Source organism: Enterococcus mundtii, assembly GCF_002947535.1.
In the GTDB taxonomy this organism is placed as follows: Bacteria; Bacillota; Bacilli; order Lactobacillales; family Enterococcaceae; genus Enterococcus_B; species Enterococcus_B mundtii_B.
This window is the reverse complement of record NZ_PUAP01000020.1, coordinates 1-24,626: the sequence shown is the minus strand read 5'-3', so window position 1 is coordinate 24,626 and position 24,626 is coordinate 1. Positions and strand designations below refer to the sequence as shown.

The window sequence follows — 24,626 nt, the reverse complement described above, 5'->3', positions numbered from 1 at the left end:
AACCTTATTTGTTTAATTTTTCAGAAGCTTGTAACATTTGTTCAAGTGCTTCTTGCCACGTTGGGATAACAAAACCAAGATCTTCCGTTTTTTTCAGGCTCATCACTGAATACTGCGGACGTGTCGCTTTTTGTGGATATTCGGCTGAAGTAACAGGAGCTACTTCTACTGCTGTATCTTTTAAGATCTCTTTTGCGAATTCATACCATGAACAGCTATTCTCATTTGATAGATGATAAACACCATATGGTACTTTTTGTTCAATTACATAGACCATAAATTCAGCCAATGTGCGTGTCCATGTCGGACGTCCAAATTGGTCATTGACTACAGTTAAACGATCATGGGTTTGTGCCAAACGTTGCATCGTATAAACAAAGTTATGACCATATATGCCAAATACCCATGACGTACGAATAATATAATAATCTTCTAAAATTTCCTGCACTGCTTGTTCACCTAGTAATTTTGTACGACCATATTCATTCAATGGATTCGTTGCATCATCTTCTAGATATTCTTCATTTTCTTTTTTACCATCAAAGACATAATCGGTACTGATATAAATCAATTTCGCATTCACTGCTTTCGCTGCCAATGCAACATTTCTCGTTCCGTCTACATTGATTTTTTCATCTAGTTCTTTTCCTTCGTCTTCTGCTTTATCGACAGCGGTATAGGCTGCACAATGGAAGATGACTTCAGGTTTTAAGTCTGTGATATAAGTCATTGTTTTTTCTGCATCCGTGATATCCAGTTCTTGGGCATCAGTCGAAACATAATCTAACCCTTTCTCATCTAATAAATGACGTAACTCGGTACCAAGTTGACCATTTCCACCTGTTAATAAAAACATAACGCAATCGCTCCTTGATTTATTTATTTTTTTAAAGTGTTTTGTAAAAATATCATTAGCTATCTTGTTGTATTTAATGAACGCTTTATCTTTTGAAGCCGATTCATTCAACTGTTTGTTCGGAGTAGCGGAAAAAAATAACGGTATCTTTTTCTCCCCTTATCCCAAAACAACGGCAGAACAGTTATGTTCTAACCATGTTCTAACCACGTTCTAAGAACCAAGCTTATTCTACCATATCGGTTCTCGCTTTTCGAGAGAATGTGCATCCATCAGGTACTCTTAAAAACATTTCCATGAAAAAAGGGGCAGCGTCAGTTAAACGCAGTGCCCCTTCAATGACTATTTAAAAGAGGTTGAGTCTTTCAAGCTATCTATTCAAGCAAGAAAAACATCTGATAAGAGACAATCCCTTGCTCTTATCTACGCAGCTTGTCCGAGGGAGTTTGTTTTCTCGTCTCTTATTGTCCATTTTTAGCGTAAGCTGCTTCAACTGCTTCTTTTTCTTTTTGCCACCATTCTTGGTTTTCTTCGTACCACTTGATTGTTTCTGCTAAACCATCACGGAAATTAGTGAATTCTGGTTGCCAACCAAGCTCTTGACGAAGTTTGGTTGAGTCGATTGCATAACGCAAATCATGCCCGGCACGATCTTTGACATGTTCATAGGCATCTTTTGGCTGACCCATCATTTCTAAGATCATTTCCATCACAGTTTTGTTATCTTCCTCGCCATCAGCACCAATCAAATAGGTTTCTCCAATATTTCCTTTGGTTAGGATCAACCATACGGCTGAAGAGTGATCATTCGTATGGATCCAATCACGAACATTTTTCCCTTCACCATATAACTTAGGTCGGATACCACTTAAAATATTTGTGATTTGACGTGGAATGAATTTTTCAATGTGTTGATAAGGTCCGTAGTTGTTGGAACAATTTGAGATTGTCGCCTTTAGTCCAAATGAACGGACCCAAGCTTTCACTAACAGATCAGAACCAGCTTTTGTTGAAGAATACGGGCTGGACGGGTTATAAGGTGTTTCCGCAGTGAACTTCTCACCTTCACCTTCGCCATGACCTGGTAGATCCTCACGTAATGGTAGGTCACCGTAGACTTCATCCGTAGAAACATGATGGTAACGAACATCGTACTTACGGCAAGCTTCTAGCAATGTATACGTACCAATGATGTTCGTGTGTACAAATGGAAACGGATCTTTAAGTGAATTATCATTATGTGATTCAGCAGCATAATGAACCACTGCATCTGCTTTTTCCACTAATCGATCGACTAATTCTGCATCTGCGATATCTCCGACAACTAGCTCGACACGATCAGTTGGCAATCCTGCTAGATTTTCTTTGTTTCCTGCATAAGTTAATTTATCTAAGACTGTCACATGTACTTCTGGGTGGTTTTGTACAACATAATGTACAAAATTTGATCCAATGAAGCCTGCTCCACCAGTAACAATGATATTTTTCATTTAATATTTCTCCTCATCAAATGTTAGATTTCACCATAAACAAATGGGTTTTCCGCTTCAAATTCTTTCAGTGTAGGATGATTATGATCTTTTTCAGACATGATTGCTTTTGAAAGATCGATCGGCCAATCAATCGCTAACTCTGGATCATCAAATGCGATTCCACCGTCTGCTGCGGCATCATAATAATTATCGCATTTATAAAGGAAATTCACATTTGGTGTCAACGTCACAAAACCATGTGCGTATCCCTTTGGAACAAGTAATTGACGATGATTGTGTTCAGATAAGATATAACTTTCCCACTGTCCATAGGTCGGACTACCTTTACGAATATCGACGATCACATCTAAGACTGCTCCTGAAGTGACACGGATCAATTTTGTTTGAGCGGATGCCCCTTTTTGAAAATGCAAACCACGAATCACTCCTGCTTCAGCAGATAGAGAGTGATTGTCTTGGACAAAATCAAAATCTAATCCATGTTCCGCGAATTTTGCTTTTGAATAGCTTTCTGTAAAGAAACCACGATGGTCCCCAAAAACATCCATTTCGATAATTTTAACATCTGTTAATTTAGTATCCGTCACTTTCATCACTAAAAACTCCTTATTCAGCAGCCAATCTTAATAAGTATTGACCATATTGATTTTTTTTCAGTGGTTCTGCCAAAACAGCTAATTGTTGTTTGTCGATATAACCCATTCGATAAGCAACCTCTTCTAAGCATGCAACTTTTAAGTTTTGACGCTTTTCAATCGTTTCAATAAATGTAGAAGCTTCAAGTAAAGATTCATGCGTGCCTGTGTCTAACCAAGCAAAACCACGCCCCATGATCTCTACAGAAAGTTTGCCTCTTTCTAAATATGCTTTATTGACGTCAGTGATTTCTAATTCACCACGCTCAGATGGTTTGATTTCTTTTGCAATTGAAATCACATCGTTGTCGTAGAAATAAAGTCCTGTGACAGCATAATTTGATTTTGGTTCTGTTGGTTTCTCTTCAATAGAGAGAGCTTGCATATTTTCATCAAATTCGACCACACCAAAACGTTCCGGATCATTGACATGATACCCGAAAACGGTCGCTCCACTTTCTCTTGAGGCAGCACGTTGTAACATTTTTGATAGTCCGCCACCATAGTAGATATTATCTCCTAAAACAAGACAAACACTATCATCGCCAATAAATTCTTCCCCAATGATAAAAGCTTGAGCTAAGCCATCGGGACTCTCTTGAACCGCATATTCAAGATGGATACCTAGATCATGACCATTTCCAAATAGTTCTTTAAAGCGTGGGGTATCTTGAGGGGTTGAAATAATCAATATCTCCTTAATACCTGCCAACATCAAAATAGACATTGGATAATAGATCATTGGTTTATCGTAGACTGGCATCAACTGTTTCGAGGTTGCCTTTGTTAGTGGATACAAGCGTGTTCCGCTTCCTCCCGCAAGGATGATTCCTTTCATGAATATAAGCGCTCCTTTTTCTTTAAATTTTCACTTTCGTTATTATCTCATCAATCCTACTATTTGTCATGGATTTCTTGAGAATTTAACAATATCTTTTAGGGATATTTTTTCCATTTCCGCTGAATGAGTGCTTGGATCAAATGAATCCGCCAAGCAATTTTCTGACGCCAACTACTCTTCGTTTCAATTTCACTTGCATTAAAATCGTGTCTCCGATAAAGGGTCAACGGTTCTCGAATAAAACTTGCATGATTCCCAGCAAGCAATCCAATCCACATGTCATGCATCGGTACATTGTCAGGTATCGGTAAGATCGTCTCTTTTAATGAAGAGCGAAAAGCCATACCCGCACCGATATAGTTACTACGAATCAAATTCGTCAACCAACCTTCTTTGGATCTTCTAAAAGTAAAGTATGAGGAATGGATCTCATTCAACTGGCTATCTACGATCACTAAATCTGAAATAACTACTAATTGTTTAGGATGAAGACTAAAGTATTGTGTGATTTTCTCTACTTTCCCATCTAACCACACATCATCTTGATCTGCTAAAAATATCAGTTCACCCTGAGCTTGTTCAATCGCAAAGCCAAAATTTTTGATCAATCCTTGTTTAGGACCTTCAAAAAGTTTGATACGTGGGTCATTATTTGCATAATCCATTAAGATCGACCAAGTATCATCGACTGAACCATCATCCGAGATAATCACTTCATCTTCTGGAGAAAGTTGCTTTAAGATACTATCCAATTGTTCTTTTAAATACGCGCCACCATTAAAGGTTGCTATACAAACCGATCGCATCATTTCACACCTTCCAATTATCAACAAACGAACGTAAAGTCATTCGCCAGATTTGACGATTCTTGACAGTCAAAAATTGCTTTGTCATTCTTAATACTAACTGCTTCCGATGTTGCGCCAAATGCTGACGGTCGTATTCTTGGTAAAAGATCGACTCAGCAGCCAATATCGACTGATAGCGTGTTACGTTGACTTTTTTATAATCCAATACTGAGAGATCATGAGTTATTCTAGTGGCTAAAACTACAATTTCTTTGTTTAATTGTTTGATTTGCCAAAAAAGCCAATGATCTAAAAAATCGAGTGGAAACACTGTATTATAGCCATTGATCTCTCTTAAAAATGCGAGCGAGAATGCCGCCCCAGAATTGATTGCCATCATACGTTGACGTGTTACCACTGGCTCTTCGATCACTTCGAAGTGGCGATTGATATAGTGGTCTGCCCACACCGGAGAGATTTGTTTTGTACCAGAAAATACTAAGGGAACCGCAACTACTCGCTCCTTTGTCCAACTGAGTTCAGCTACGTTTTTTAAATAATCAGTACCTAACTGAGTGTCCTGATCTAATGTTATAAGTGTCTGTACCGTATCAGAAACGTGATTAATTGCATAATTGTAAGCAACTGCTAGGCCTGGATTTGCTGGATCATGATGATAATGGACATTCTTTTCTGAATAAAGCACATCAGCATGTGCAACAGGACTATTATCAAAAATAACTAACTCCACTGTCCCAGCTTGGGTAGCTACTTTTAAATAATCATAAGAAGGCGATTGGCTGATTTTTTGGTGATACAATACGATCACTACTGCTATTTCTGGTGTCATTAGAAGAAAGTCCACCCCCACTTATGGAAGAATTTCATCATTGAATTTAAAAAGATTCGAAAAAGCTTAAAATTACGATGTGCTCCTTTTCCATATAGATGGATGGCACTGTAACGTGGCGTATAAAGGATTTTTTCGTTTGCTTTTTCAAAACTTAAACAAAGATCATTATCTTCAAAATACATAAAGTAGCGAGTATCAAACCCATTGATTGATTTAAATTTCGCAACATCTACTACCATAAAACTACCAGAAATCATGCGAACATAAGAATCGCGATCCTCCGGTAAATCACGACATTCAAAGCGATTCAATCGTCGATCAAACATTTTTTTGACAAATTTGAAAGGAATGAAACGTAGTACATAGTCGAATAGAGCTAAACGCTGTCTAATCAAGTATTGAGTCGTCCCATCTTCATTCAAGATTTTAGGTGCCAACATCGCACATTCAGGATGCGTTTCTAAGAGCGCAACCAGGTCGATCACCGTCTGCTCATCAACTAAAATATCTGGATTAAAAATCACCGCATATTGTGCAGCGCTTTGGAGCAAGGTATGGTTGTGACCATATCCAAAGCCTCGGTTTTCATTATTGAAATAAATATTCATGAACGGATAGTTTAAATATTCGCGTAATCGGTCTTGGTATTCAGGTGTCGAGTTATTATCAAAAATTTGAAATTCAATTGCCGGTTCTTCACCGATCGTCGCAATGATCGTATCTAATGTCTGGAATATTTTTTTACTATTTGCTGTAACAATGCTAATTAAAATCGGCTTTTTTTTATTGTTCTCCATTAAGGTCTTTTCCATTTCTTAAAGTATTTCTGCATCACTTGTGTACGGTATTCTTTATTCCCCAAAAACCGTAATGTTTTTAGAATAAACTGGTATTTTTCATTGATCAATCCGATCAATTCGAACAATAGAATAGCAGCAAATAGCATCACTAAGAACAAAGCGATCGTCCCAAGGCTTCCCGTATAATTCATGATCATCGCAGTAAATGAAAACATCAAAGCAATGGAGTAGATCGTCAAAACAGCTCCTTTATGGGTAAAGCCTAAAGCGAGCAATCGATGATGCAAATGCTTCTTATCTGCCGTAGAAAATGACACACGATTTGCTTTTCTACGAATGATTGCAAAAAAAGTATCTGTAACAGGTACCCCCATGATGATCAACAAAGAAATTGATGAAACAAACGTAACATTCTTTAATCCTTGTAAAGATAAAACCGCCATCATAAAGCCTAAGAAAAGTGCACCTGTATCCCCTAAATAAATTTTGGCTGGATAAAAGTTGTAAGGAAAAAATCCAATAATACTTGCGACTAAGCAAAAAATAACTATAGGTATATATACTGTTGAGGCATGTAAAAAAAAGTAACCAATAATACCAATGGTCATCAAGCCAATCAAAGATATCCCTGCTGCTAAGCCATCTAAACCATCAATCAAATTGACTGCATTAGTGATCCCAAAAATCCAAAAAATGGTAACAGGAAAACTAAGCCAACCTAATTGGATATATCCTAAGAATGGTAAGGTAAAAGAATCGATCCTGATATCAGCGATGAAATAGACGATCAAAGCCGCTAATAAAATCCCAATACTTTTTTGCTTAGGTGAAAGTTCATATTTGTCATCAAGTAATCCGGTCAACACGATGACGGATGCAGCCAATAATATAGGTAGAATATAAAATTTAGGGATGATATCTTTGAACAAAAACAAACTAGATATCACGAAGGAAACAAAGATAGGTAAGCCACCAGCTGAAGGCATCGGCACTTTGTTTATTCGTCGTTCATTCGGTTTATCGACCATTCCAGTTTGGACTGAAATTATTTTAAAAATGGGGGTCAATATCAAAGACAATAAAATTGTCAAAAAAATCCTTATTACCATACTAAAAGAAACCAGCATACGGGCACCTACTTTATTTAAAGAGTCATTAATAATTATAAAACACTGTCGCTATTTTACAATAAGAACTCGTGTTTCTAATTCTTTTTTTGAGAAAATTTATTTTTTAGTTTACCAAGCCATGTTGATGTGATGCTTCTTCGTTCTTTTATTTCGTTTCCTGTTATGTATTCTTGCACAACAGCATTGATGATTCCACCAAGAATAATGATCGTCGCAGCAAAATTCAACCAAAGCATCAAAACGATAAAACTTCCTATGATTTGATAACCGCTCACACGCGTTGCGAAATAACGAGCATAAATTCCAAAAACTTGTGACAGCAACATCCAACCAGTCGTTGCAAATACAGCACCAGGAATCACTGCTTTAAATTTCAATTGCGCATTTGGTACAATCCAATAAATCATAAACATGATCACAAATAAAGCAACCAACGTAATCGGCCATTTCAATGTTTGGAATTGGTCAATAAAGTTTACAGGTATTTTAAAAATCGGTTGAATCGCCTCTAAAATCATTTGTCCTAATCCGAGTACTAAAGTGACACCACTAATCGCAATCATAAACAAGATGATGACTATTAAGGAAAAGAAACGGACAATGATGAAATTTTCTCTATTTTCAACTCCATACGCTTTATTCATGGCAATCTGTAATGCATTGATACTCTGACTAGCTGACCATAAAGCTGCAATAGCTGACACTGACAACAAACTACCAGAACTTTGTGTCAACAAATTTTTTACCGCCGGTCCAATAAACTGATAGATCGTTTCAGGAATCACTTGGCGAATATAAGTCAATACAGTTTCTTGATCGATTTGAAGATACGGTAGAATATTTCCAAGCGCAATAATCAATGGAAACAAAGATAAGAGTAAATAATAAGCTACAACTACTGAAGTCGTCCCCATTTCAGAATCAACGGTCCTCTTTTGCGTCGTCTCAATAAAACGCATTAAATTCTTATGTTGTTTTATTTTATTCAAAATATTCATAGTAATCTCCTGTTCAAGGTTGTGAAAAAGCCGCTTAGCTCCAAGTATTAAGAGCAACATTGAGAAAATAGCTTCTCATATTTTTTCGATGTTGCTCTTAATATCGTAGGAGTTGGCTTTTGAACACCGTTTATCATAGGTTGTGAGAAAAGTGCTTTGACCTGAGCAGTAAGATAGAAAATCAGAAAATAGCTCCCCATATTTTTTGATTTTTTAGCTTAGTGTTGAAGGTCAGCTTTTCGAACACCGTTTATCTAGGTTGTGAAAGAAGCTAATAACACTGAGGAAAAGGGTGGCAATCCAGAAAATAATAGACATATTTTTCCAATTGCCACCCTACTATCTTAGTTACTAGCTTACCTACAACTTTTATCCATTATTTGAAGAAGAAGGTCATCAACAACTTTCTCCATTTAATATTAAACAGTTTGAAAACTGTTCGTTGAAAGAAGAACTTAATAAGTTCCTTCCTCACCTTGAGAAGTCAAGATTCTTGGACCATCTTTGGTGATAGCCAATGTGTGTTCATATTGGCAAGATAATCCACCATCTCTGGTATAAGCTGTCCAACCATTTGGATCCATTTTCATTTTCCATGTTCCTGTATTGACCATTGGCTCGATCGTAATGACCATACCTTCTTTTAAACGTAATCCTTTGCCTGGTTCACCATAGTGAGGAATAGTTGGTTCTTCATGGATCGTTGGTCCTACCCCATGTCCAACAAAGTCTCGTACGATTCCTAGATTTTCTCCTTCGACGTACGTTTGGATCGCATGGCCGATATCCCCAATACGATTACCAACTTGCGCTTGCTCAATGCCGATATATAATGCTTTTTTTGTCACTTCCATCAAACGATCAATTTCAGGTGTGGATTCACCGACCACATATGCCCAGCAAGAATCAGAGATTCCGCCTTTTAAGTCAATACACATATCCACTTTCACTAAGTCGCCACTTTTAAGTGGTTTTTTTCGGGGAAAACCATGACAGATCTCATCATTGATACTGATACATGTCGCATATTCATATCCTTCAAATCCAATTTGGGCAGCGACTCCGCCGTGACTTTCGATATAATCACGTACAAAGACTTCGATATCCCAACTAGTTACTCCTGGTTTAATGAAGTCTCGCAGATTTTTATGGACATCTGCTAATAATGCACCAGACTCTGCCATTGCTTCGATCTCACGTGCTGATTTTAATGTTATCATCTATTCTCGTCTCCTTTTTACAAATCCTTTTTATTTTAACATAGTAGGAAGTATTTAGCCAAATCCCATAGTACCTTTATAAATCTCACTTCCTTTTTCTCAAACTTTTGGTATAATTGGTAGTTGTTGAAATGCTATTCATTAAAATTTAGGAGGCGCCTTATGGCTTTAGCAAAAATCGTTTATGCAAGTATGACTGGTAACACGGAAGAAATCGCCGATATTGTTGCAGAGGCTCTGGAAAATATGGATATTGATGTTGAAATCAATGAATGCACACAAGTAGATGCAGAAGACTTTCAAGAAGCAGATATTTGCGTAGTTGCTACTTATACATACGATGACGGTGATCTACCGGACGAAATCGTTGATTTTTATGAAGATTTACAAGAACTTGAATTACCTGGAAAAATCTACGGTGTGTGTGGCTCTGGAGATACTTTCTATGATGAGTTTTGTAAGTCAGTGGACGATTTTGATGCTGCCTTTGCAAAAACTGGTGCTGTTAAGGGTGCCGAAAGTGTGAAAGTTGATTTGAACGCCGAAGAAGAAGACATTGAAAACCTTGAAGCGTTCGCCAAATCTCTTGTATCCATGTTATCTTAATCACAAAAAGAAGGATGTGTTTATCACATCCTTCTTTTTTTTTAGAAGCATTACGTTTTGTAAATCAAGGCATTACTATCAAATGGGGTCGATCATTTTTTCAAATAAGCAGATCAGTCTACTTCAATCGGATCTTTTAAGCTTAAAATGGCATTGATGCTGTCTTGGATCATCTTTTCGATTTGTGTATCCGTCGGATGGATGATATTTGATGACATCAAAGCTGCGATACCTGTTGCAATGATCCAAGTCCCATTGTGAAGCGAGACTAGTTTATCATCTGACAAGTCCATGTATTTTGGATCTTCTTTCACTACGTCCATAAAGTAATTATAGGAGAAATTCTGCATCTCTCTTCCGCCGCCGTACTCTTCCAAGTAAAGTGAACTATATAATTTCTTTTCACGATTTGCGAAATGGATGTAATTCAACGCTAGATCGACAATCGTATTGCCGGTATGTTCTACAGGAAAGACTTCGTATTTTAGATAATCGTAGATTTGCTCAAATAGCGCGTGTTTCAAATCATCCATATTTTTAAACTCTAGATAGATTGGTTGAGTAGAACAGTTCATTTTATTTGCAATGTTTCTCGCAGTGAATTTTGAAAATCCTTCATTGGCAGCAACTTCATAGGCGGCTGCCAAAATCTGCTCCTTTGTTATCGTTTTTTTTCTTGCCATAATTTTCTAATCTCCTTGAAATTTTTTATAACGCTTCCACCATTGATTAATACTATTGTACCATTTTTTTTCAATAAGCAAAACTTGTTTTTTTATTTTTTGCAAATATTTCTGTCATTATACTCGGATATCAACGCTTTTTTGTGTTTTCTAATTAAAAACAAATGATTATTTTATCAGATGTTTATTTGTTTCACTTCTAATAAAATGTTATCATACAATGAGGAATTACAAAAAATATGATGAGGAGGAATTTAATTATGTTAACTGATTTTAATGTTAATTTAAAAAAATACGCCCGTTTAATTGCAGAAACAGGGGTCAATGTATCGAAAGGGCACACAGTAGTCTTACAAATCAATGTAGAACAAGCGGAATTAGCCCGATTGATCACAAAAGAGGCTTACCAATTAGGAGCAAATGAGGTGATCGTTCAATGGACAGATGACATCATTCAAAAAGAATTCTTGACTCACGCAGCAGATGATCGAATTACTACAGTTCCACAATATAAAATCGATCAAGCAGATGATTGGATCGAAAAAGGTGCGAGCAGAATCAGTGTTGTTTCTTCTGACCCTGACGCATTCGCAGGAGTCGATAATGACCGTGTAGCCACTTATCAATCAGCAGTTGGAAAAGCATTGATGAATCTACGAAAAGCGACACAATCAAACAAAGTAAGTTGGACAGTTGTCGCAGCTGCTGGAAAACAGTGGGCAGCAAAAGTATTCCCTGATCTACCAGAGGAAGAACAAGTCGACGCGTTATGGGATGAGATTTTCAAAACGACTCGTATTTATGAAACAGACCCTGTGATTGCTTGGAAAAATCACGATGAAAAGCTAGCAACAAAAGCAGCAGAATTGAACAAGGAACAATTTACAGCTTTGCATTACACTGCCCCAGGGACAGATATCGTGATTGGCTTGCCGAAAAATCACTTGTGGGAAGGTGCTGGAAGCTATAATGCTCGTGATGAAAAATTCATGGCAAACATGCCAACCGAAGAAGTCTTCACCGCACCTGATAGTCATCGCGTTGATGGGTATATCTCAAGTACAAAACCTTTAAGTTATGCAGGAACGACTATTACTGGAATGAAATTTACATTTAAAGAAGGCAAAGTCGTTGATTTTTCAGCGGAACAAGGACAAGAAGTCTTAGCAAACCTATTAGATACCGATGAAGGTGCACGTCGTTTAGGCGAAGTTGCTCTAGTTCCTGATCCTTCACCGATTTCACAATCTGGTATCATCTTCTATAACACATTATTCGATGAAAATGCTTCAAACCATTTAGCACTTGGCTCTGCTTATGCGTTTAGTGTACAAGGCGGTACAGAAATGACCGACGAAGAATTGGCAGCTGCTGGTTTGAATCGAAGCCAGACGCATGTGGATTTCATGGTTGGTTCAGATAAAATGGATATTGATGGTATCCGCGAAGATGGCTCACGCGTGCCGATTTTCAGAAATGGCGATTGGGCGTAATGAAAAACCAAAAAAGATCTGGGATTCCCAGATCTTTTTTGATGTTCCACAGATATACTTATAATAAATCTTCTTTTTTAGTAAACGTAAATTTGCGACTTTCTTTTTCTACAGGTTTTTCTTCTTCGTGTTTTTGTATTGCCTCTTTCGTAATTTCTTCACGTTCTTTTTTTGCTTCATCTAAACGTTCTGCAATTACTTCTTCTTTTGGTTTATCAGACATAATCAAAACCCCCTTTAACACCCTCATTCTACCACTCAAGATTCCTTTATTGGAAACGTTTTGCTCTAAAAATCAGCTTGCATGTGTGCCTTCAAAGCGCTAAAATAATAGTATTGATGCTTGTTCCTGTAGCTCAGTAGGATAGAGCGATCGCCTCCTAAGCGATAGGTCGCTGGTTCGATTCCAGTCAGGAACGTCTAGAACTTATCAAGAGATTATGACAGAGATGTTCAGTTACGAGAAATAAGCCCGCTCCCCAGAAATTTGTTCTTACATTTTGTGGGTCGGGCTTATTTCTTATGAACACTGATTATTCAGTTTTAGAAATCATGAGATGATTCAGGTCACAATTTCCTATTATATTTCTGCTCTTTTGCAAAAAATATCACAAAAGTAAAATCTAATTTTTCACCTTATCACCGAATACATTCTGCGAAATCATTTATTTGATAATGAGGTGGTAGGTATTTTTGCTATTGGCATAAACTTTATTGATGCTTCCACCTTTTTAAATCTGGGAAAAACTGATGCATGAATTCACGTGCTTCTTCTTTTGTCTTGCCTTGTTCTTTCAGCATGCCTGATTCACTCATGTGTTTGACACTCTCTTCAATCATTTCTTCCATTGTACAATCAGTTAAAAATGCTCCTTCTTTGAAGCAGTAAATGCAATACTCTTCATTCTTACTGTTGTTTTTATTTGTCCCTAACACCCCAACTGAATCAAGTGGCATACCACAACTTTGACAATACGTCATTGCTTCCATTTCTATAGTCCTCCTCTCTCTCTAGTAGCTTCAATCAGAAATAATCATTGAGAATTGGTTGTTGGTTAGGCAATGCTTGACTAAGTTCAGCCACCAATGCGGCTTCTACTTTGATTTTTTCATGGAAATCAAGTTCTTCAACGGTTTGATATCCTAACAATAATTGTGTCATACTTTGAATCGTTCCGCTGACCACAGGTAGTTCCGTCTGTTGGACTTTCTTTACTTCAAGTACTCTATCGACATAAGAAATATCAAAAAATCCTTCGTTCCATTTTGCATACGGATCTTCCGTCACTTGGATAGAAAAATTGATTGCATGGCGGAATGGATAAGTCTGCATAAATTTCTCAATATCTACGATTCTCCCCATCATATAAGGCGTGATCGTTGTTTTAGCAAATGGATTATCCAATAAATAATTTTTACTATACCCTGAAAAACCACATGTGTATTCAAACGAATCAAATGCACCACTATGTGAACCAATAAAACGCATCAATCCTTTCAAAGCTTCATGGTTCAGATAACCCATTTCAACGACTACAAATGTAGGTGCGGCTAATTTATAAACGACATATCCTGTAGCATTTCCCTCACGGTCGTAATACAGTGCATAATGATTCTCTTTTCGTTGCTTGAACTTGTAAGAATACCACCATTCTTCTCGTACTAAACCGCCTCGCGTACTCTCCGGCATATTTGTATAAATGGATCGTATGGCATCCACCGATTCTTCAAAACTTGTCCGTTTCATATAGCCAGTTGTTTTTTTTACTGCTGGAAAATCACGACTAGCCAGTTCATAGCTGATCCGATCAAATAATTGTTCGTAGCCATAGCGACGATAAAAAGGATAAGAAAATGGTGCTAGATAAGACAGCGTGACATTTCTTTCTCGGCAGTCTTCAAGGATTTTTTCCATGATCCGATTGATACCACCTTGTCCTCGTGCTTCAGGATAGGAAGCAACGTAGCCGATACCAGCCATCAAGTAGTTTTGTCCATAGAAATCCACTGAAAAAGGTGTGGCCATTACTTGACTTGTCAAATGTCCCTCTGGATCTAAAAATCCGTAGTTCCATGAATTATCAACAATCATTTTAAATCGTTCACGTCGTTCGTCTGTATCTTGTGAATTAAAAGCATAGGTTGCTAAAGCATACATCTCTTCTAGCGCTTGGTTCCCCAATTCTTTTATAACATTCGTCATACTTCCCCTTCTCCCCTTAAATATCTATACCAATTGTACTATTTTTTTCTATATAATAATAGCAAGCGGACCTTCATTGCTTTCGCAAAGCAGTGTGCCTCCAAAAATGATTTAAAAAAATAGCGCTAAAAAGCCAAAATAGAACAGACGATTTTGGTTTCTAGCGCTTCGTTTTTTTGATCCAAACGTTGTTTCCACAACTTATTCTCATTTTGATCATCAGTTATCCTCTTGGATTGACGGTTTGATTGACCATCCTCTTTTAATAGGATTCTTCAATCATTCCTAGCATCTTTTTAAAACGTCTCTTTTTAAAATACATCAACATCGTTCCTAAGATCATATCATTCATTTTCTGCAACATACCATGTGATTCCATCTGTTCCGTATAGTGGACTTCACAGGATTTTTCATCAATTGGTTTGATTTGATAATGAACGACAAAATCATTTTTAGTCGTTGAGGTACGAAATTTATAAGATTGGTTATCAATGACTTCCTCAATGATAATGCGTGCACGATTATTTTGAGAGAACTGCTTGACGTATTCAAGATTCTTTAATTGTTTGCGCGTCACTGATTTACCAGTGGCTTTGCGGACATCGAAAAGAACAGAATCCATCACTTTATCATAGAAAAACGATGCCGGAATATTTAGTGTTTTAATTATTTCCATTAGTTCTTTTTCTCCTTTGCTTCTTCTTTTTTCTTACCTTTTAAAAAGAAGTAAATCCCTAGTCCTGCAAAAAACAATCCAGTGACCATACTATAAATGTCATATTGTTGCGTTCCCGGATTTAAACTATATAGTATGATCAGTGAACCAATACTACACAAAAACAATCCATTTTTTATCATTTGAACCACCCTTATCTTGTTTCTTAGACTGCTGCTGCTTGGAAATATAATACCGTACCCCATGGTTGGGCTTTGATCAATTCTTTTGCTGTTTTAGCAGCTGCTTCTTTATCTTCTGCACTTGTTTCAAAGAATAATTTGATTCCTTGTTTTTCTTTGAATGTAAAGGTCATGCCTTCTTCATTGTATCCTTCTAATAATTCTTTGATTGCATCTTGTTGCATAGCACTAGCGATTGAAATCATTTGTTTTCCTCTTTTCTTTTTCTATTGATAACTTTTAGTTCACCTAATTTATTTATTTTTTAATGGATTTGCTCGAATGAAGCGAGGGCTAGGGATTTGACGGATCGTCATCGCCCATAGCCCCTACTCCAACTGATTATTTCGGTTCGCCTGCTGCTGGGTCCATTTTATTTGCTGACATCACAAATGGTGCCCAAATCAGGAAGGTCACGACCATACATACTAATGTAACGATCGGTGCCCGCCAGTCTGCTCCTGTTGCAAGGAACGATAGCAAGAACGGTGGAACGACCCATGTCACTTGTTGAGATACCGGTGCGACTAATCCTAGATAAGTTGCCACCCAGCCAATCGTTGTCGCAACAACTGGTGCGACTAAGAATGGAATAAACATGATTGCATTCAAGACGATTGGTAAACCAAACATGACTGGTTCGTTGATATTAAAGATACCAGGTCCAATCGATAGTTTTGCTACAGTCAAGTAGTCAGCACGTTTTGATAATAGTAAGATAGCAATCAATAGAACGATTGTTCCACCTGACCCACCAAACCATGCAAAAGCATCAAATGAGCCACGTACCCACATGTACGCTTTACCATCTTCAATCGCATCTAATACTGCAGGTGTTCCTGTTTTACCATTGTAACCTTTTTGGAAGATATCGATGTTGATCAATTGTGCTTGACCCCAAATACCTTCTAATACTGGTGCTAATACGTTCGGACCATGGATACCAAAGAACCAGAAAATCTGAACGAAGATCGTAACGATCAATACGGCGCCGATACCTTGGGAGAGACCCAAGAAAGGTTCTGCAATATATTTTTGTACTAAATCAATGATCAATTGACCATCTGCCACACGTCCAACAACATAATTAATGATAGCGATGACATATAATGAAATCGTTGCTGGCAGGATTGCTGCAAATGCTTTAGAAACTGCCGGTGGTACTGAATCAGGCATTTTGATCGTGATATTAGCAAGCATCAATTTACAGAAAATGATAACAGAGATCGCACCCATGATCATTACTGTAAAGTAGGCGTTACCATTTAAATGATCAAGTTTCAACCAACCCCACAAACCAACTGATAGAGTGCCATCAGCTATCGTTGCCCCAATTTCCGAGCCATTGATCGCATCTGCCACATTTTGTGGAACATTGACATTCAATGCAGCTGATAATGACGGGCCAAAAGCGATTCCTTGGATCAGCGTTGCTAAACCAACGATCCCTCCTGCTAAGTCATTTACGCCATATGCACGGGCTAAATTATATCCCCATGAAAAGGCAAAGATCAGTCCGGCGATTGCTAATGTACCGTTCCAGACGAACCCATTGATGCCGATGATCACATTCAATACGGCAAAAAAACCTTTGTCTGCTGCTAAGCTGTCAGCATACGTACTAATAAATTGCTGTGGTAAATCACGAATAATTGCATTGATCATTACAGCTACTGATCCAGCCATTGTTGCAGGCATCGTACCGATAAAAGCGTCACGCAATGCCACTAAGTGCTTTTGCGCGCCGATTCTGCCGGCAACTGGAAGGATGTATTTTTCCATCCAACTTGTTAATCCATTCATTATTACTTCCTCCTATAAGTTTTTATATAAAGAATGACTCTTTATATCAAATTAAAAAAATCCGTTCAAAAATTTTTTTCTTCTTCCGTTCAAAAAAGAAGTGTTTCGGTTATTCAACGTAAGTTCTACGATATAAATCAATGATCTCTTTTGCAAGGTCTGTAAATGCGATCGATGTCATCAAGTGATCTTGACTATGCACAGTCAACAGCGTTACTTGCATATGATTCCCTTGTGCTTCTTGTGTGAGCATTTGAGTTTGTGAATGATGTGCTTCTACCAGAGAGGCTTCGGCATCACGGATTTTTTGCTCCGCTAAATCAAAGTCTCCTTTTTTTGCCGCAGAAATCGCTTCCATTGCATCGCTTTTTGCATTTCCACCATACATGATCAATCCCATGATGGCTTCTAGATTCTGTTGATCTTCCACTATTCTACCTCCAGCTTCACGATTGTTTTACTTCATTAATTTTTCAGCTTGCTCAAGCACTTTCGCACCGTTCATCATGCCATAATCTTGCATGTTGATAACATCCAATGGAATTCCTTTTGGTGCTAGTTTTTGTTCAAATTGTGCTTTCATAAAGCGAACTTGTGGACCTAATAATAGAACATCTACATTTTTTGATTCAAGGTTATTGTCAGCATCTGAAGCTGAAACCGCGAAGATATCTGCTTCCATTCCTTTTTCTTCTGCTGCTTTTTGCATTTTTGTCACTAATAAACTTGTACTCATTCCTGCAGAACATACTAACATGATTGTTTTTTTCTCCATTTTTTCCACTCCTTTAAATTTGGTTTTACACTATAACTATAATGCAAGAAGCATGCCAAACACTAAATAGTCAAAATAGCGTTTTCATAACACTAATTAAACAAACACAGTGCACACACTATCGTTCAGTGTGCACACTGTGCAACTTGATTCATTTTTTTATTTTATTTTCTATAAACATTTGTGTGATAAAAGCAATCTCATGTTCCGGAATTTTTACACCATATTTACGTTCGATCCCTATCAAATTCGTTCGAATAATATCCATTTCTAAGCGATACATTTTTGCAAAAATGGGGAAATCATCAAATGTACGCAATTTTTCATGTTTGATCAGACCATCAATCAAAAAAGCGACATGGATCACGATTCCCGTATCAACTCCTGGTTCAACGATGATCGATAAATCTGTTTGGATTTGTTGGATCGCTTTTTGCAAAGCTTGGATCAAACGTTCAACAGATGATATCGCATTCAATGAATCTTTTAACGAAGCGACGATTTTTGCTGTCGGAACTTCGTCATCTGCAATGCGCTTCAAAGTGTTGAGTTTTTCATCATCGAATACGTCATAGGCAGAGAAGAATGGAATATTTTGATAATCTACTTCAACAGTTCCAGCAATCGCTTTGATCTCATATTCTTCCAATAACGCATCAATGTGTCGTTTAAATGATTCACGTTCCAAAAACTGCATTTGGATCACTTCAACTTTATCTTGATTGATAACCGGCACAATTCGTTGATACAGTTTTGCTGCCACACCTTCTCCAGTAAAACAAGTCACGATCACTGCTTTTTTCCGTTCGTTCAATTCCTGGTTTTCGATTTTAAACTGATCCTTGACGATCGATTCAAAAGACATTTGGATACTTTGATAGATATCTTCTAAGCTTCTACCAACATTCGCCATCCGGATGGCTTCGATAACGATCATGGTACTCGTCATCGTGATTGCTTTTGTGCGTATCCCCGTCTCTTCATAGATCAAATCGCTGAATGTATTCAGTGAACCCATATCAGTTAGTAAGATCAACCCATTTGTTAAATTGCTTTGACGATTCTTTACATATTTCAATACTTCTTCATACATGGCTTGAACTTCCATCTCTAGTGGCATATTGAACGCTTGACCAATCGTTGTTCCGAGTAAAGCTTGCGCCATTTCCAACATACTTGAAGCTGTTTGTCGACCATGCATCAAGACTAACACATCCACTTTGTTTTCTTTGACTGGTTCACTTTCTCCTAAGTTGATCGATAGAAACATACTGATAAAACCAATTTCATCAAATGGGATCTCTACTTGTTGATCTTCTTCAATGATGGTAGAAAAATCGATCGCAACTTGAAATTCTTTTTTGAATTTCTTTCGTATATTATTTAAGTCTGGATGAACGATCATATGCCCATCTTTGACACGATCCAATGTACTTTGCAAATGTAAGGCAAAGGCAAAGCGTGCTTTTTGGTTATAGATCCGATCAAGTCGTTTCTCAGCGAGATCATATAGCTCATTTGTCAGGCGCCAGATGTCTTCTGGAAGTAAATCTTTAGGGATCGTACTTTTCGTCAATTCTTTGACATACGTTTGAAAATAGGCATCAACATCTTTCGAGATCAACGCCTCAAGATCAATATTTTCGCTACCCGATTCAGAAAGTGACATCACCTTTTCTTCAATATCATTGTACACTTGCATGTTTCTTTCTGGATCTCGAGACCAAACGACATCAGCAAATCCTGGTTCAAACGTCAAATATTGACTCTTACTATCCATAAAGCGATCTAATCGTTCAGGAACTTCCTTGATTCGTAATAATCCTTTTTGGACTTGTAGGGATAACTCTTCTTTTCGAATGACCAGTTTTTCTTCTTGGTGCATCCGATAATGAAGAAAAGACTTCGCACAGACTAATTTTAAGTCACGTTTTACTTGTCCGATATTTCCCTCGGCGTCGTATAGCATAAAAGCTAAAATCGCTTCTTTTTCAATATCGATCCGCTGATTCAAGCGATTGGCTTCTTGCTTGATAAATAAAGAAATGATTTCATACCGCTCATCTAATGAACGTGAGGCTAGATTTGGTAAAGTGATCGCCATCGGTATCCTGCGGTTAAATGTCGTCAAAAAGCTTTCAGATGATTCTGTCGTTGCTCCGATGATCTGAACCGACGCCTCATGGACTTGCGCGCTCTCACCTAATGGACGATAAACGCCTTTGTCGATAAACGTGAAAAGCATCTCTTGCCCTTCTGGAGGTAAGCGATGGATCTCATCTAAAAATAAGATGCCCCCATCTGCTTTAGCCATCAAACCTTGGCTATCTTGTGTTGCACCTGTATAAGCACCTTTTTTTATGCCAAAAATATGCCCAAACAGCAACTGTGGATTTTGCGCATAATCCGCACAATTAAATGAAATAAATGGGGCATCTGGAGAAAGCATTTCCGAATCGATTGCAAAATGATACATACATTCAGCAAACATCGATTTTCCTGTTCCTGTCTCCCCAAAAATAATCGTATGTAGCCCTCTTGGCGGATATAAAATCGCTGCTTTAGCCTGTTGGATACTTACTTTCAGTGATTCATTTTCCCCTACTAAGGTTTCAAAAGTAACTTGTGTAGAAGCGTCCACATGAACTTTATCTGAAGCTGTTTTTTTGGGAGGCATAGAATAAACTACAGGTCTGCCAGTGCTTTTCACGATGTAATGCGCTTTATATAAATCACTTAGATAACGACTTGCATTACTACGATCAATCTCTAATTGCTTCGCAACATCTGTTGCTGTCAATCCTTTATGATTTTCCGTAAGTAAATCCAAGATTTCTTCCTGTCTTTCGTTCATGCTAACTCTCCTTTATCCAAACGACCTGTTTCCATTTTCAATATAATAACACAAAAAGGCGCTTATTTGCGCCTTGCTCCTTTATTTTTATCTTTTTTCTGCTTGTTTTTGCGTTTAGTTTTAGGAGAAGCAGCAGCTTTTTTTGTTACTATTTCACTTGCTTCTTTTTTTCCTGATTCTTTCTTTTTCGGGAGCATTTTTGTTGGAGCTTTTTCAGGGGCTTCTGTCTGTAAGCCTCCCCCATAAATAAATAATTCAGTGAGTTCTGTTTCTGTTTGTCGGGCAATTTTTTTTAAGTCTCTTAGTGTGTGCTCATTCACGAAGGTAATGACTTGTCCTTGTTGCCCCATTCGACCAGTTCTACCTGCACGATGCAAGTATGTTTCTTCTGTCATTGGAACGTCGACATTGACAACATAAGGAAGTTCCGCGATATCTAGCCCACGAGCAGCTACATCCGTTGATAACAACATGCTGATTTTGCCTTCTTTGAATTGACTCAATGCCGCTTTTCGTAACAGCTTGTTTTGGTCAGATGCTAAACTGGCCACGAGAATGCCTCGATAACTCATTTTTTCTTCCATCATACCTAACTCGCTCAACTGATTGAAAAAAACGAGACCTTGAAAACCTTCCACATGAGCTAATCTTCTTAAGTAGTCCTCGGTTTTTCGAGCTGGAACACGGATGAAGTAGTGGCTAAGTCCTTTTCTTGAATCATCCATTTTAGTAACGTCGACTACTTTCAGTGATTGTTTTGTCAATGATTCGATTTGCTGGATCGAACGATCCGCTGTTGCTGAAAAGAAGGCTAACTGATAGTCCGTCGGCGCTTGATGCACGATTTGATCGATAAATGGTCGATTTCCTTCATCAAAAAGCTGATCCGCTTCGTCAAATACGATTGTTTTGATCTGATGCGCCTTTATTTTTTTTTGTTTCATCAACTCTAATACACGACCTGGCGTCCCTACCAAAACTTCCGGTTTCTTTTTTAGTCCTTCGATCTGTCGTTTGACATTTGCGCCACCAACCACAGATTGGACAGAGATCGCTAAATCTTTTGCCCATTCTCGGGTGACTTCTGCTACTTGGATCGCCAATTCTTGCGAAGAAGCAAGGATCAATAAGGTACTTGCCTCTCCTTTTTTCACATTCAATAGTAAAGGCCATAGATAAGCTAAGGTCTTACCAGAACCGGTTGGAGAAACAGCAATCAAGCTTTTGCCTTCTTTTAAGTCGGTGAATACTTCTTGTTGGATAGACGATGGGACAGTGAACCCTTTTTCTTCCCATTTGCTTTGCCAATTAGTTGGAAAATGTTTTACAAAATCAGTCATTACTCAGTTCCCTCTTTATCTGCATCGAATTCGATCCCACCACTGATTCGCAAATCATAAACGACTTGATTCACGTTTCGTGCAAGTTCGACCCATTCTTCATACTGTAATCCCCATTGTGGGTCTTTTGGATTCATGATCACATTTGCAAAATCTTCTGCCTCTTCACTCATTGGATTCTCAGAAGCAACGATCTCTAATTTTTCAATTTGTTCATGGTTACGATCATGGTATTCTGCTTGCTCAATTGCATTGACGCCATTCATGATCACTGTTCCACTGTCAAAATAAATCTCGGAAGGTAGATATGAATCACCGATCTTGCCCGGTTGGATCGCCACATCAAAAGTAGCATATCTTAAAATCCCCCAACCTAATCCATCAACGCCGGTAGCTATTTTTCTAGGGAAATAATGGACTTCTTGTGGCTTGCCAAACCAACCTACAGCTGCATAAACGAGGTAAACGCCGAGATCCATCATTGCTCCACCTGAAAAACGCGGAGAGAAAATATTCGGTTCTTCCCCATCTAACACTTGATCATAACGAGAAGAATATTTCATATAGCTGAAATTCGCGCCAATGATCTCATCTTTCAAAGGTAAAAATTCTGCAATTTTTTTAAATCCAGCTTCATGGATATTTCGCGCGGCTTCAAAGAAAAAGACTTTCTCTTGGTTTGCTAAATGAATGATCTCTTCCATTTCTTTTGGCGTACTAAATGCCGGTTTCTCTACGATCACATTTTTCCCTGCCAAAATCGCTTGCTTCGCATGCTGAAAATGCAAACTATTTGGCGAAGCAATATAGACCGTATCCATATGTTCTAAGTCAAAAAAGACAGTTAAATCTGTCGCAAATGCGATATCTCCTTCATATTCTGCGCCAAATTGTTGCGCCTTTTCTAAATGTCTTGAATAAACAGCTGTCAATTCATACTTACGTGTCGCTAATGCTGCTTGAACAAATTGATGGGTAATCCAATTTGTGCCGATTATACCTAAATGGATCATCTTTACGCCTTCTTTCTATAAATTAGGATCTTCAAAAATTGTATTTAGATCAAATGGGATTGCTTGTTTCAATACCACTTGTTTTTCTGTTACTTGACAATTATATACGATTACTTGAACACCTGCTTGCTGAGCAAAACGAAAAGCAGTAACTAATTCTGGTTGCATCTGCTCATGGATCGTTGCTTGATGTAAGTGTTCGAATTGTGCAATAAAAAGAATATAGGCCTCATAGCCTTCTTGATGGGCGTGGATCAATTCATTGACGTGTTTAAGTCCACGAATAGTCGGTGCATCCGGAAAAGCACCTATTGCTTTGTTTTCCAGGGTCATCCCTTTGACTTCTACAAATGCTTTTTGACCGCAACTTGTTTCTAAATAAATATCGAATTTAGACTTTCCAAAGGTCACTTCACGTTTGTAGGACACAATATCACCATTTAAATTTGGTAATTGGATCGTCCGATCTAAAATTCCATCAATCGCCAGTCGGTTTGGTAACTGACTATCGATATTGAACCAGTGCTGCTCTTTTTTAACGGCAATCAGATCATACGCTGTTTTACGTTTTGTTCCAGGAATGTGTACTAACGCCACCTCTGCACCAGGAAGCAATAACTCTTTGCCTCTACCTGTATTTTTAACATGAGTTTTGACTACTTCTCCTTTTTTGTTCAAACAAAAAGCAATAAAGCGATTTGGTCGTTCAATGAAGTAAGCAATTTCAACATCTTGGTAGTCCAATAGTCATCACCTGTCTCCCTACTACTGTATCCTACCATATTTTTACTAAAAACACTTGAAAAACCAGTCGAAAGTCTTAGAGAAATCATGCACTTTCTTTAGTAAACTATAAGAAAAGGGATAACAAGCAAAATACGCTTTCAACATAAATGAAGACAAAGGAGTGAAAAAAATGAAAAAAAGAATCCTCTATATCCTACTTGCCGGTCTCGCGACACTCGCTGGAAAGAAAGTACTCGATCATAAAAAGAAAGAAGCACAGGTCGATCATTTAAACAAATACTGTGGGACCTGGTCATTTATGGATGCCAACGAGACGCACCATGAATTAACTATTCATTCTGACTATTCTTTTTGGCTTGATGACCGTTCTTTAGGAACACTATTAGTCGAAGTAACCTCCGAAAAATTGATTGTTAGAGATCAGTATGGCTTTTACCTTACATTTTCTTACAATGACCTGTCACTCTACGACGAAGCAAACGATTCCGCTTATTTATTATCAAAAAAATCATAGTTATCCTATCATAGTAGAGGAAACAATGCCTACCTCAAAATTAATGTGCCTCTTTATATAATAAAAAACAAGTCCATTAGTTTA

The 24,626-nt window shown here is 37.8% G+C and carries 27 protein-coding genes and 1 tRNA gene; 4 read left to right on the top strand and 24 right to left on the bottom strand.

Annotated elements, in window-relative coordinates; genetic code table 11:
- Positions 1–4: 4 nt before the first annotated feature.
- From rfbD to map, 10 genes are all read right to left on the bottom strand, one after another.
- Complete coding sequence (gene rfbD, locus CUS89_RS06235; protein WP_104871470.1) at positions 5–856, bottom strand: dTDP-4-dehydrorhamnose reductase; 852 nt, start codon at positions 854–856, stop codon at positions 5–7.
- Between the two features lie 461 nt (positions 857–1,317).
- Positions 1,318–2,346 (bottom strand): dTDP-glucose 4,6-dehydratase, encoded by a 1,029-nt coding sequence (rfbB, locus tag CUS89_RS06230; RefSeq protein ID WP_019722601.1) that lies wholly within the window; start codon positions 2,344–2,346, stop codon positions 1,318–1,320.
- A gap of 23 nt (positions 2,347–2,369) precedes the next feature.
- Positions 2,370–2,942 carry a dTDP-4-dehydrorhamnose 3,5-epimerase gene (gene rfbC / locus CUS89_RS06225; RefSeq protein ID WP_010735944.1) on the bottom strand — a complete coding sequence of 191 codons (573 nt, stop codon included), beginning with the start codon at positions 2,940–2,942 and terminating at the stop codon, positions 2,370–2,372.
- Positions 2,943–2,955: 13 nt separating this feature from the next.
- Positions 2,956–3,822 carry a glucose-1-phosphate thymidylyltransferase RfbA gene (rfbA, locus tag CUS89_RS06220; RefSeq protein ID WP_010735945.1) on the bottom strand — a complete coding sequence of 289 codons (867 nt, stop codon included), beginning with the start codon at positions 3,820–3,822 and terminating at the stop codon, positions 2,956–2,958.
- Between the two features lie 98 nt (positions 3,823–3,920).
- The gene (locus CUS89_RS06215; protein ID WP_181055325.1) at positions 3,921–4,631 is read right to left on the bottom strand and encodes a glycosyltransferase family 2 protein; all 711 of its coding nucleotides are present in this window, start codon (positions 4,629–4,631) and stop codon (positions 3,921–3,923) included.
- Between the two features lie 4 nt (positions 4,632–4,635).
- Positions 4,636–5,463, bottom strand: a complete 828-nt coding sequence (locus CUS89_RS06210) for a glycosyltransferase (protein WP_104871468.1) — start codon at positions 5,461–5,463, stop codon at positions 4,636–4,638.
- Positions 5,463–6,263, bottom strand: coding sequence for a glycosyltransferase (locus CUS89_RS06205; RefSeq protein WP_104871467.1), 801 nt, complete (start codon positions 6,261–6,263; stop codon positions 5,463–5,465). Before CUS89_RS06205 ends, CUS89_RS06210 begins: the two co-directional genes overlap by 1 nt.
- Positions 6,263–7,393, bottom strand: a complete 1,131-nt coding sequence (locus tag CUS89_RS06200; protein WP_071865949.1) for an MraY family glycosyltransferase — start codon at positions 7,391–7,393, stop codon at positions 6,263–6,265. Before CUS89_RS06200 ends, CUS89_RS06205 begins: the two co-directional genes overlap by 1 nt.
- Before the next feature lie 77 nt (positions 7,394–7,470).
- The gene (locus CUS89_RS06195) at positions 7,471–8,394 is read right to left on the bottom strand and encodes a YihY/virulence factor BrkB family protein (protein WP_104871466.1); all 924 of its coding nucleotides are present in this window, start codon (positions 8,392–8,394) and stop codon (positions 7,471–7,473) included.
- A gap of 455 nt (positions 8,395–8,849) precedes the next feature.
- Positions 8,850–9,614 (bottom strand): type I methionyl aminopeptidase, encoded by a 765-nt coding sequence (gene map / locus CUS89_RS06190; RefSeq protein WP_104871465.1) that lies wholly within the window; start codon positions 9,612–9,614, stop codon positions 8,850–8,852.
- Positions 9,615–9,776: 162 nt separating this feature from the next.
- Here map and CUS89_RS06185 point away from each other — a divergent pair, with 162 nt between their 5' ends.
- Positions 9,777–10,220, top strand: a complete 444-nt coding sequence (locus CUS89_RS06185; RefSeq protein ID WP_010735952.1) for a flavodoxin — start codon at positions 9,777–9,779, stop codon at positions 10,218–10,220.
- A gap of 113 nt (positions 10,221–10,333) precedes the next feature.
- Here the strand turns inward: CUS89_RS06185 and CUS89_RS06180 are convergent, their stop codons facing one another.
- Positions 10,334–10,903, bottom strand: a complete 570-nt coding sequence (locus CUS89_RS06180) for a TetR/AcrR family transcriptional regulator (protein ID WP_010735953.1) — start codon at positions 10,901–10,903, stop codon at positions 10,334–10,336.
- Between the two features lie 260 nt (positions 10,904–11,163).
- Here CUS89_RS06180 and CUS89_RS06175 point away from each other — a divergent pair, with 260 nt between their 5' ends.
- Positions 11,164–12,396, top strand: a complete 1,233-nt coding sequence (locus tag CUS89_RS06175; RefSeq protein ID WP_104871464.1) for an aminopeptidase — start codon at positions 11,164–11,166, stop codon at positions 12,394–12,396.
- A 58-nt stretch (positions 12,397–12,454) separates the two neighbouring features.
- On the opposite strand, the gene CUS89_RS16065 is transcribed toward CUS89_RS06175, so the two are convergent.
- Positions 12,455–12,619 (bottom strand): hypothetical protein, encoded by a 165-nt coding sequence (locus tag CUS89_RS16065; protein WP_181055323.1) that lies wholly within the window; start codon positions 12,617–12,619, stop codon positions 12,455–12,457.
- Between the two features lie 122 nt (positions 12,620–12,741).
- On the opposite strand from CUS89_RS16065, the gene CUS89_RS06170 reads away from it, so the two are divergent.
- Positions 12,742–12,815 (top strand) — tRNA-Arg (locus tag CUS89_RS06170).
- Positions 12,816–13,107: 292 nt separating this feature from the next.
- Here the strand turns inward: CUS89_RS06170 and CUS89_RS06165 are convergent.
- The 12 genes from CUS89_RS06165 to sfsA form a co-directional block, all read right to left on the bottom strand.
- On the bottom strand, positions 13,108–13,386 hold the full coding sequence (locus CUS89_RS06165) for a zinc ribbon domain-containing protein (RefSeq protein ID WP_104871463.1): 279 nt from the start codon (positions 13,384–13,386) through the stop codon (positions 13,108–13,110).
- A gap of 34 nt (positions 13,387–13,420) precedes the next feature.
- On the bottom strand, positions 13,421–14,599 hold the full coding sequence (locus CUS89_RS06160) for a GNAT family N-acetyltransferase (RefSeq protein ID WP_104871462.1): 1,179 nt from the start codon (positions 14,597–14,599) through the stop codon (positions 13,421–13,423).
- A gap of 262 nt (positions 14,600–14,861) precedes the next feature.
- Positions 14,862–15,275 (bottom strand): DUF3284 domain-containing protein, encoded by a 414-nt coding sequence (locus tag CUS89_RS06155; RefSeq protein WP_010735958.1) that lies wholly within the window; start codon positions 15,273–15,275, stop codon positions 14,862–14,864.
- Complete coding sequence (locus tag CUS89_RS06150; protein WP_010735959.1) at positions 15,275–15,457, bottom strand: DUF3188 domain-containing protein; 183 nt, start codon at positions 15,455–15,457, stop codon at positions 15,275–15,277. Before CUS89_RS06150 ends, CUS89_RS06155 begins: the two co-directional genes overlap by 1 nt.
- Before the next feature lie 23 nt (positions 15,458–15,480).
- Complete coding sequence (locus CUS89_RS06145) at positions 15,481–15,702, bottom strand: hypothetical protein (RefSeq protein WP_010735960.1); 222 nt, start codon at positions 15,700–15,702, stop codon at positions 15,481–15,483.
- Between the two features lie 136 nt (positions 15,703–15,838).
- Positions 15,839–17,299, bottom strand: a complete 1,461-nt coding sequence (locus tag CUS89_RS06140; protein ID WP_010735961.1) for a PTS sugar transporter subunit IIC — start codon at positions 17,297–17,299, stop codon at positions 15,839–15,841.
- A gap of 109 nt (positions 17,300–17,408) precedes the next feature.
- Entirely contained in the window at positions 17,409–17,729 is a 321-nt protein-coding gene (locus CUS89_RS06135) for a PTS lactose/cellobiose transporter subunit IIA (RefSeq protein WP_010735962.1), read from the bottom strand.
- A 27-nt stretch (positions 17,730–17,756) separates the two neighbouring features.
- Positions 17,757–18,074 carry a PTS sugar transporter subunit IIB gene (locus CUS89_RS06130; RefSeq protein WP_010735963.1) on the bottom strand — a complete coding sequence of 106 codons (318 nt, stop codon included), beginning with the start codon at positions 18,072–18,074 and terminating at the stop codon, positions 17,757–17,759.
- A 151-nt stretch (positions 18,075–18,225) separates the two neighbouring features.
- Positions 18,226–20,928 carry a sigma 54-interacting transcriptional regulator gene (locus CUS89_RS06125; RefSeq protein ID WP_104871461.1) on the bottom strand — a complete coding sequence of 901 codons (2,703 nt, stop codon included), beginning with the start codon at positions 20,926–20,928 and terminating at the stop codon, positions 18,226–18,228.
- 62 nt (positions 20,929–20,990) lie between these two features.
- Positions 20,991–22,268, bottom strand: a complete 1,278-nt coding sequence (locus CUS89_RS06120) for a DEAD/DEAH box helicase (protein ID WP_104871460.1) — start codon at positions 22,266–22,268, stop codon at positions 20,991–20,993.
- Positions 22,268–23,281 carry a Gfo/Idh/MocA family protein gene (locus CUS89_RS06115; RefSeq protein WP_104871459.1) on the bottom strand — a complete coding sequence of 338 codons (1,014 nt, stop codon included), beginning with the start codon at positions 23,279–23,281 and terminating at the stop codon, positions 22,268–22,270. The genes CUS89_RS06120 and CUS89_RS06115 overlap by 1 nt, the downstream gene beginning before the upstream one ends.
- Positions 23,282–23,296: 15 nt before the next feature.
- Positions 23,297–24,025: a DNA/RNA nuclease SfsA gene (gene sfsA, locus CUS89_RS06110; RefSeq protein ID WP_104871458.1), complete on the bottom strand. Its 729-nt coding sequence runs from the start codon at positions 24,023–24,025 to the stop codon at positions 23,297–23,299.
- 172 nt (positions 24,026–24,197) lie between these two features.
- Here sfsA and CUS89_RS06105 point away from each other — a divergent pair, with 172 nt between their 5' ends.
- Positions 24,198–24,542: a DUF4828 domain-containing protein gene (locus tag CUS89_RS06105; protein ID WP_104871457.1), complete on the top strand. Its 345-nt coding sequence runs from the start codon at positions 24,198–24,200 to the stop codon at positions 24,540–24,542.
- Positions 24,543–24,626: the final 84 nt, after the last annotated feature.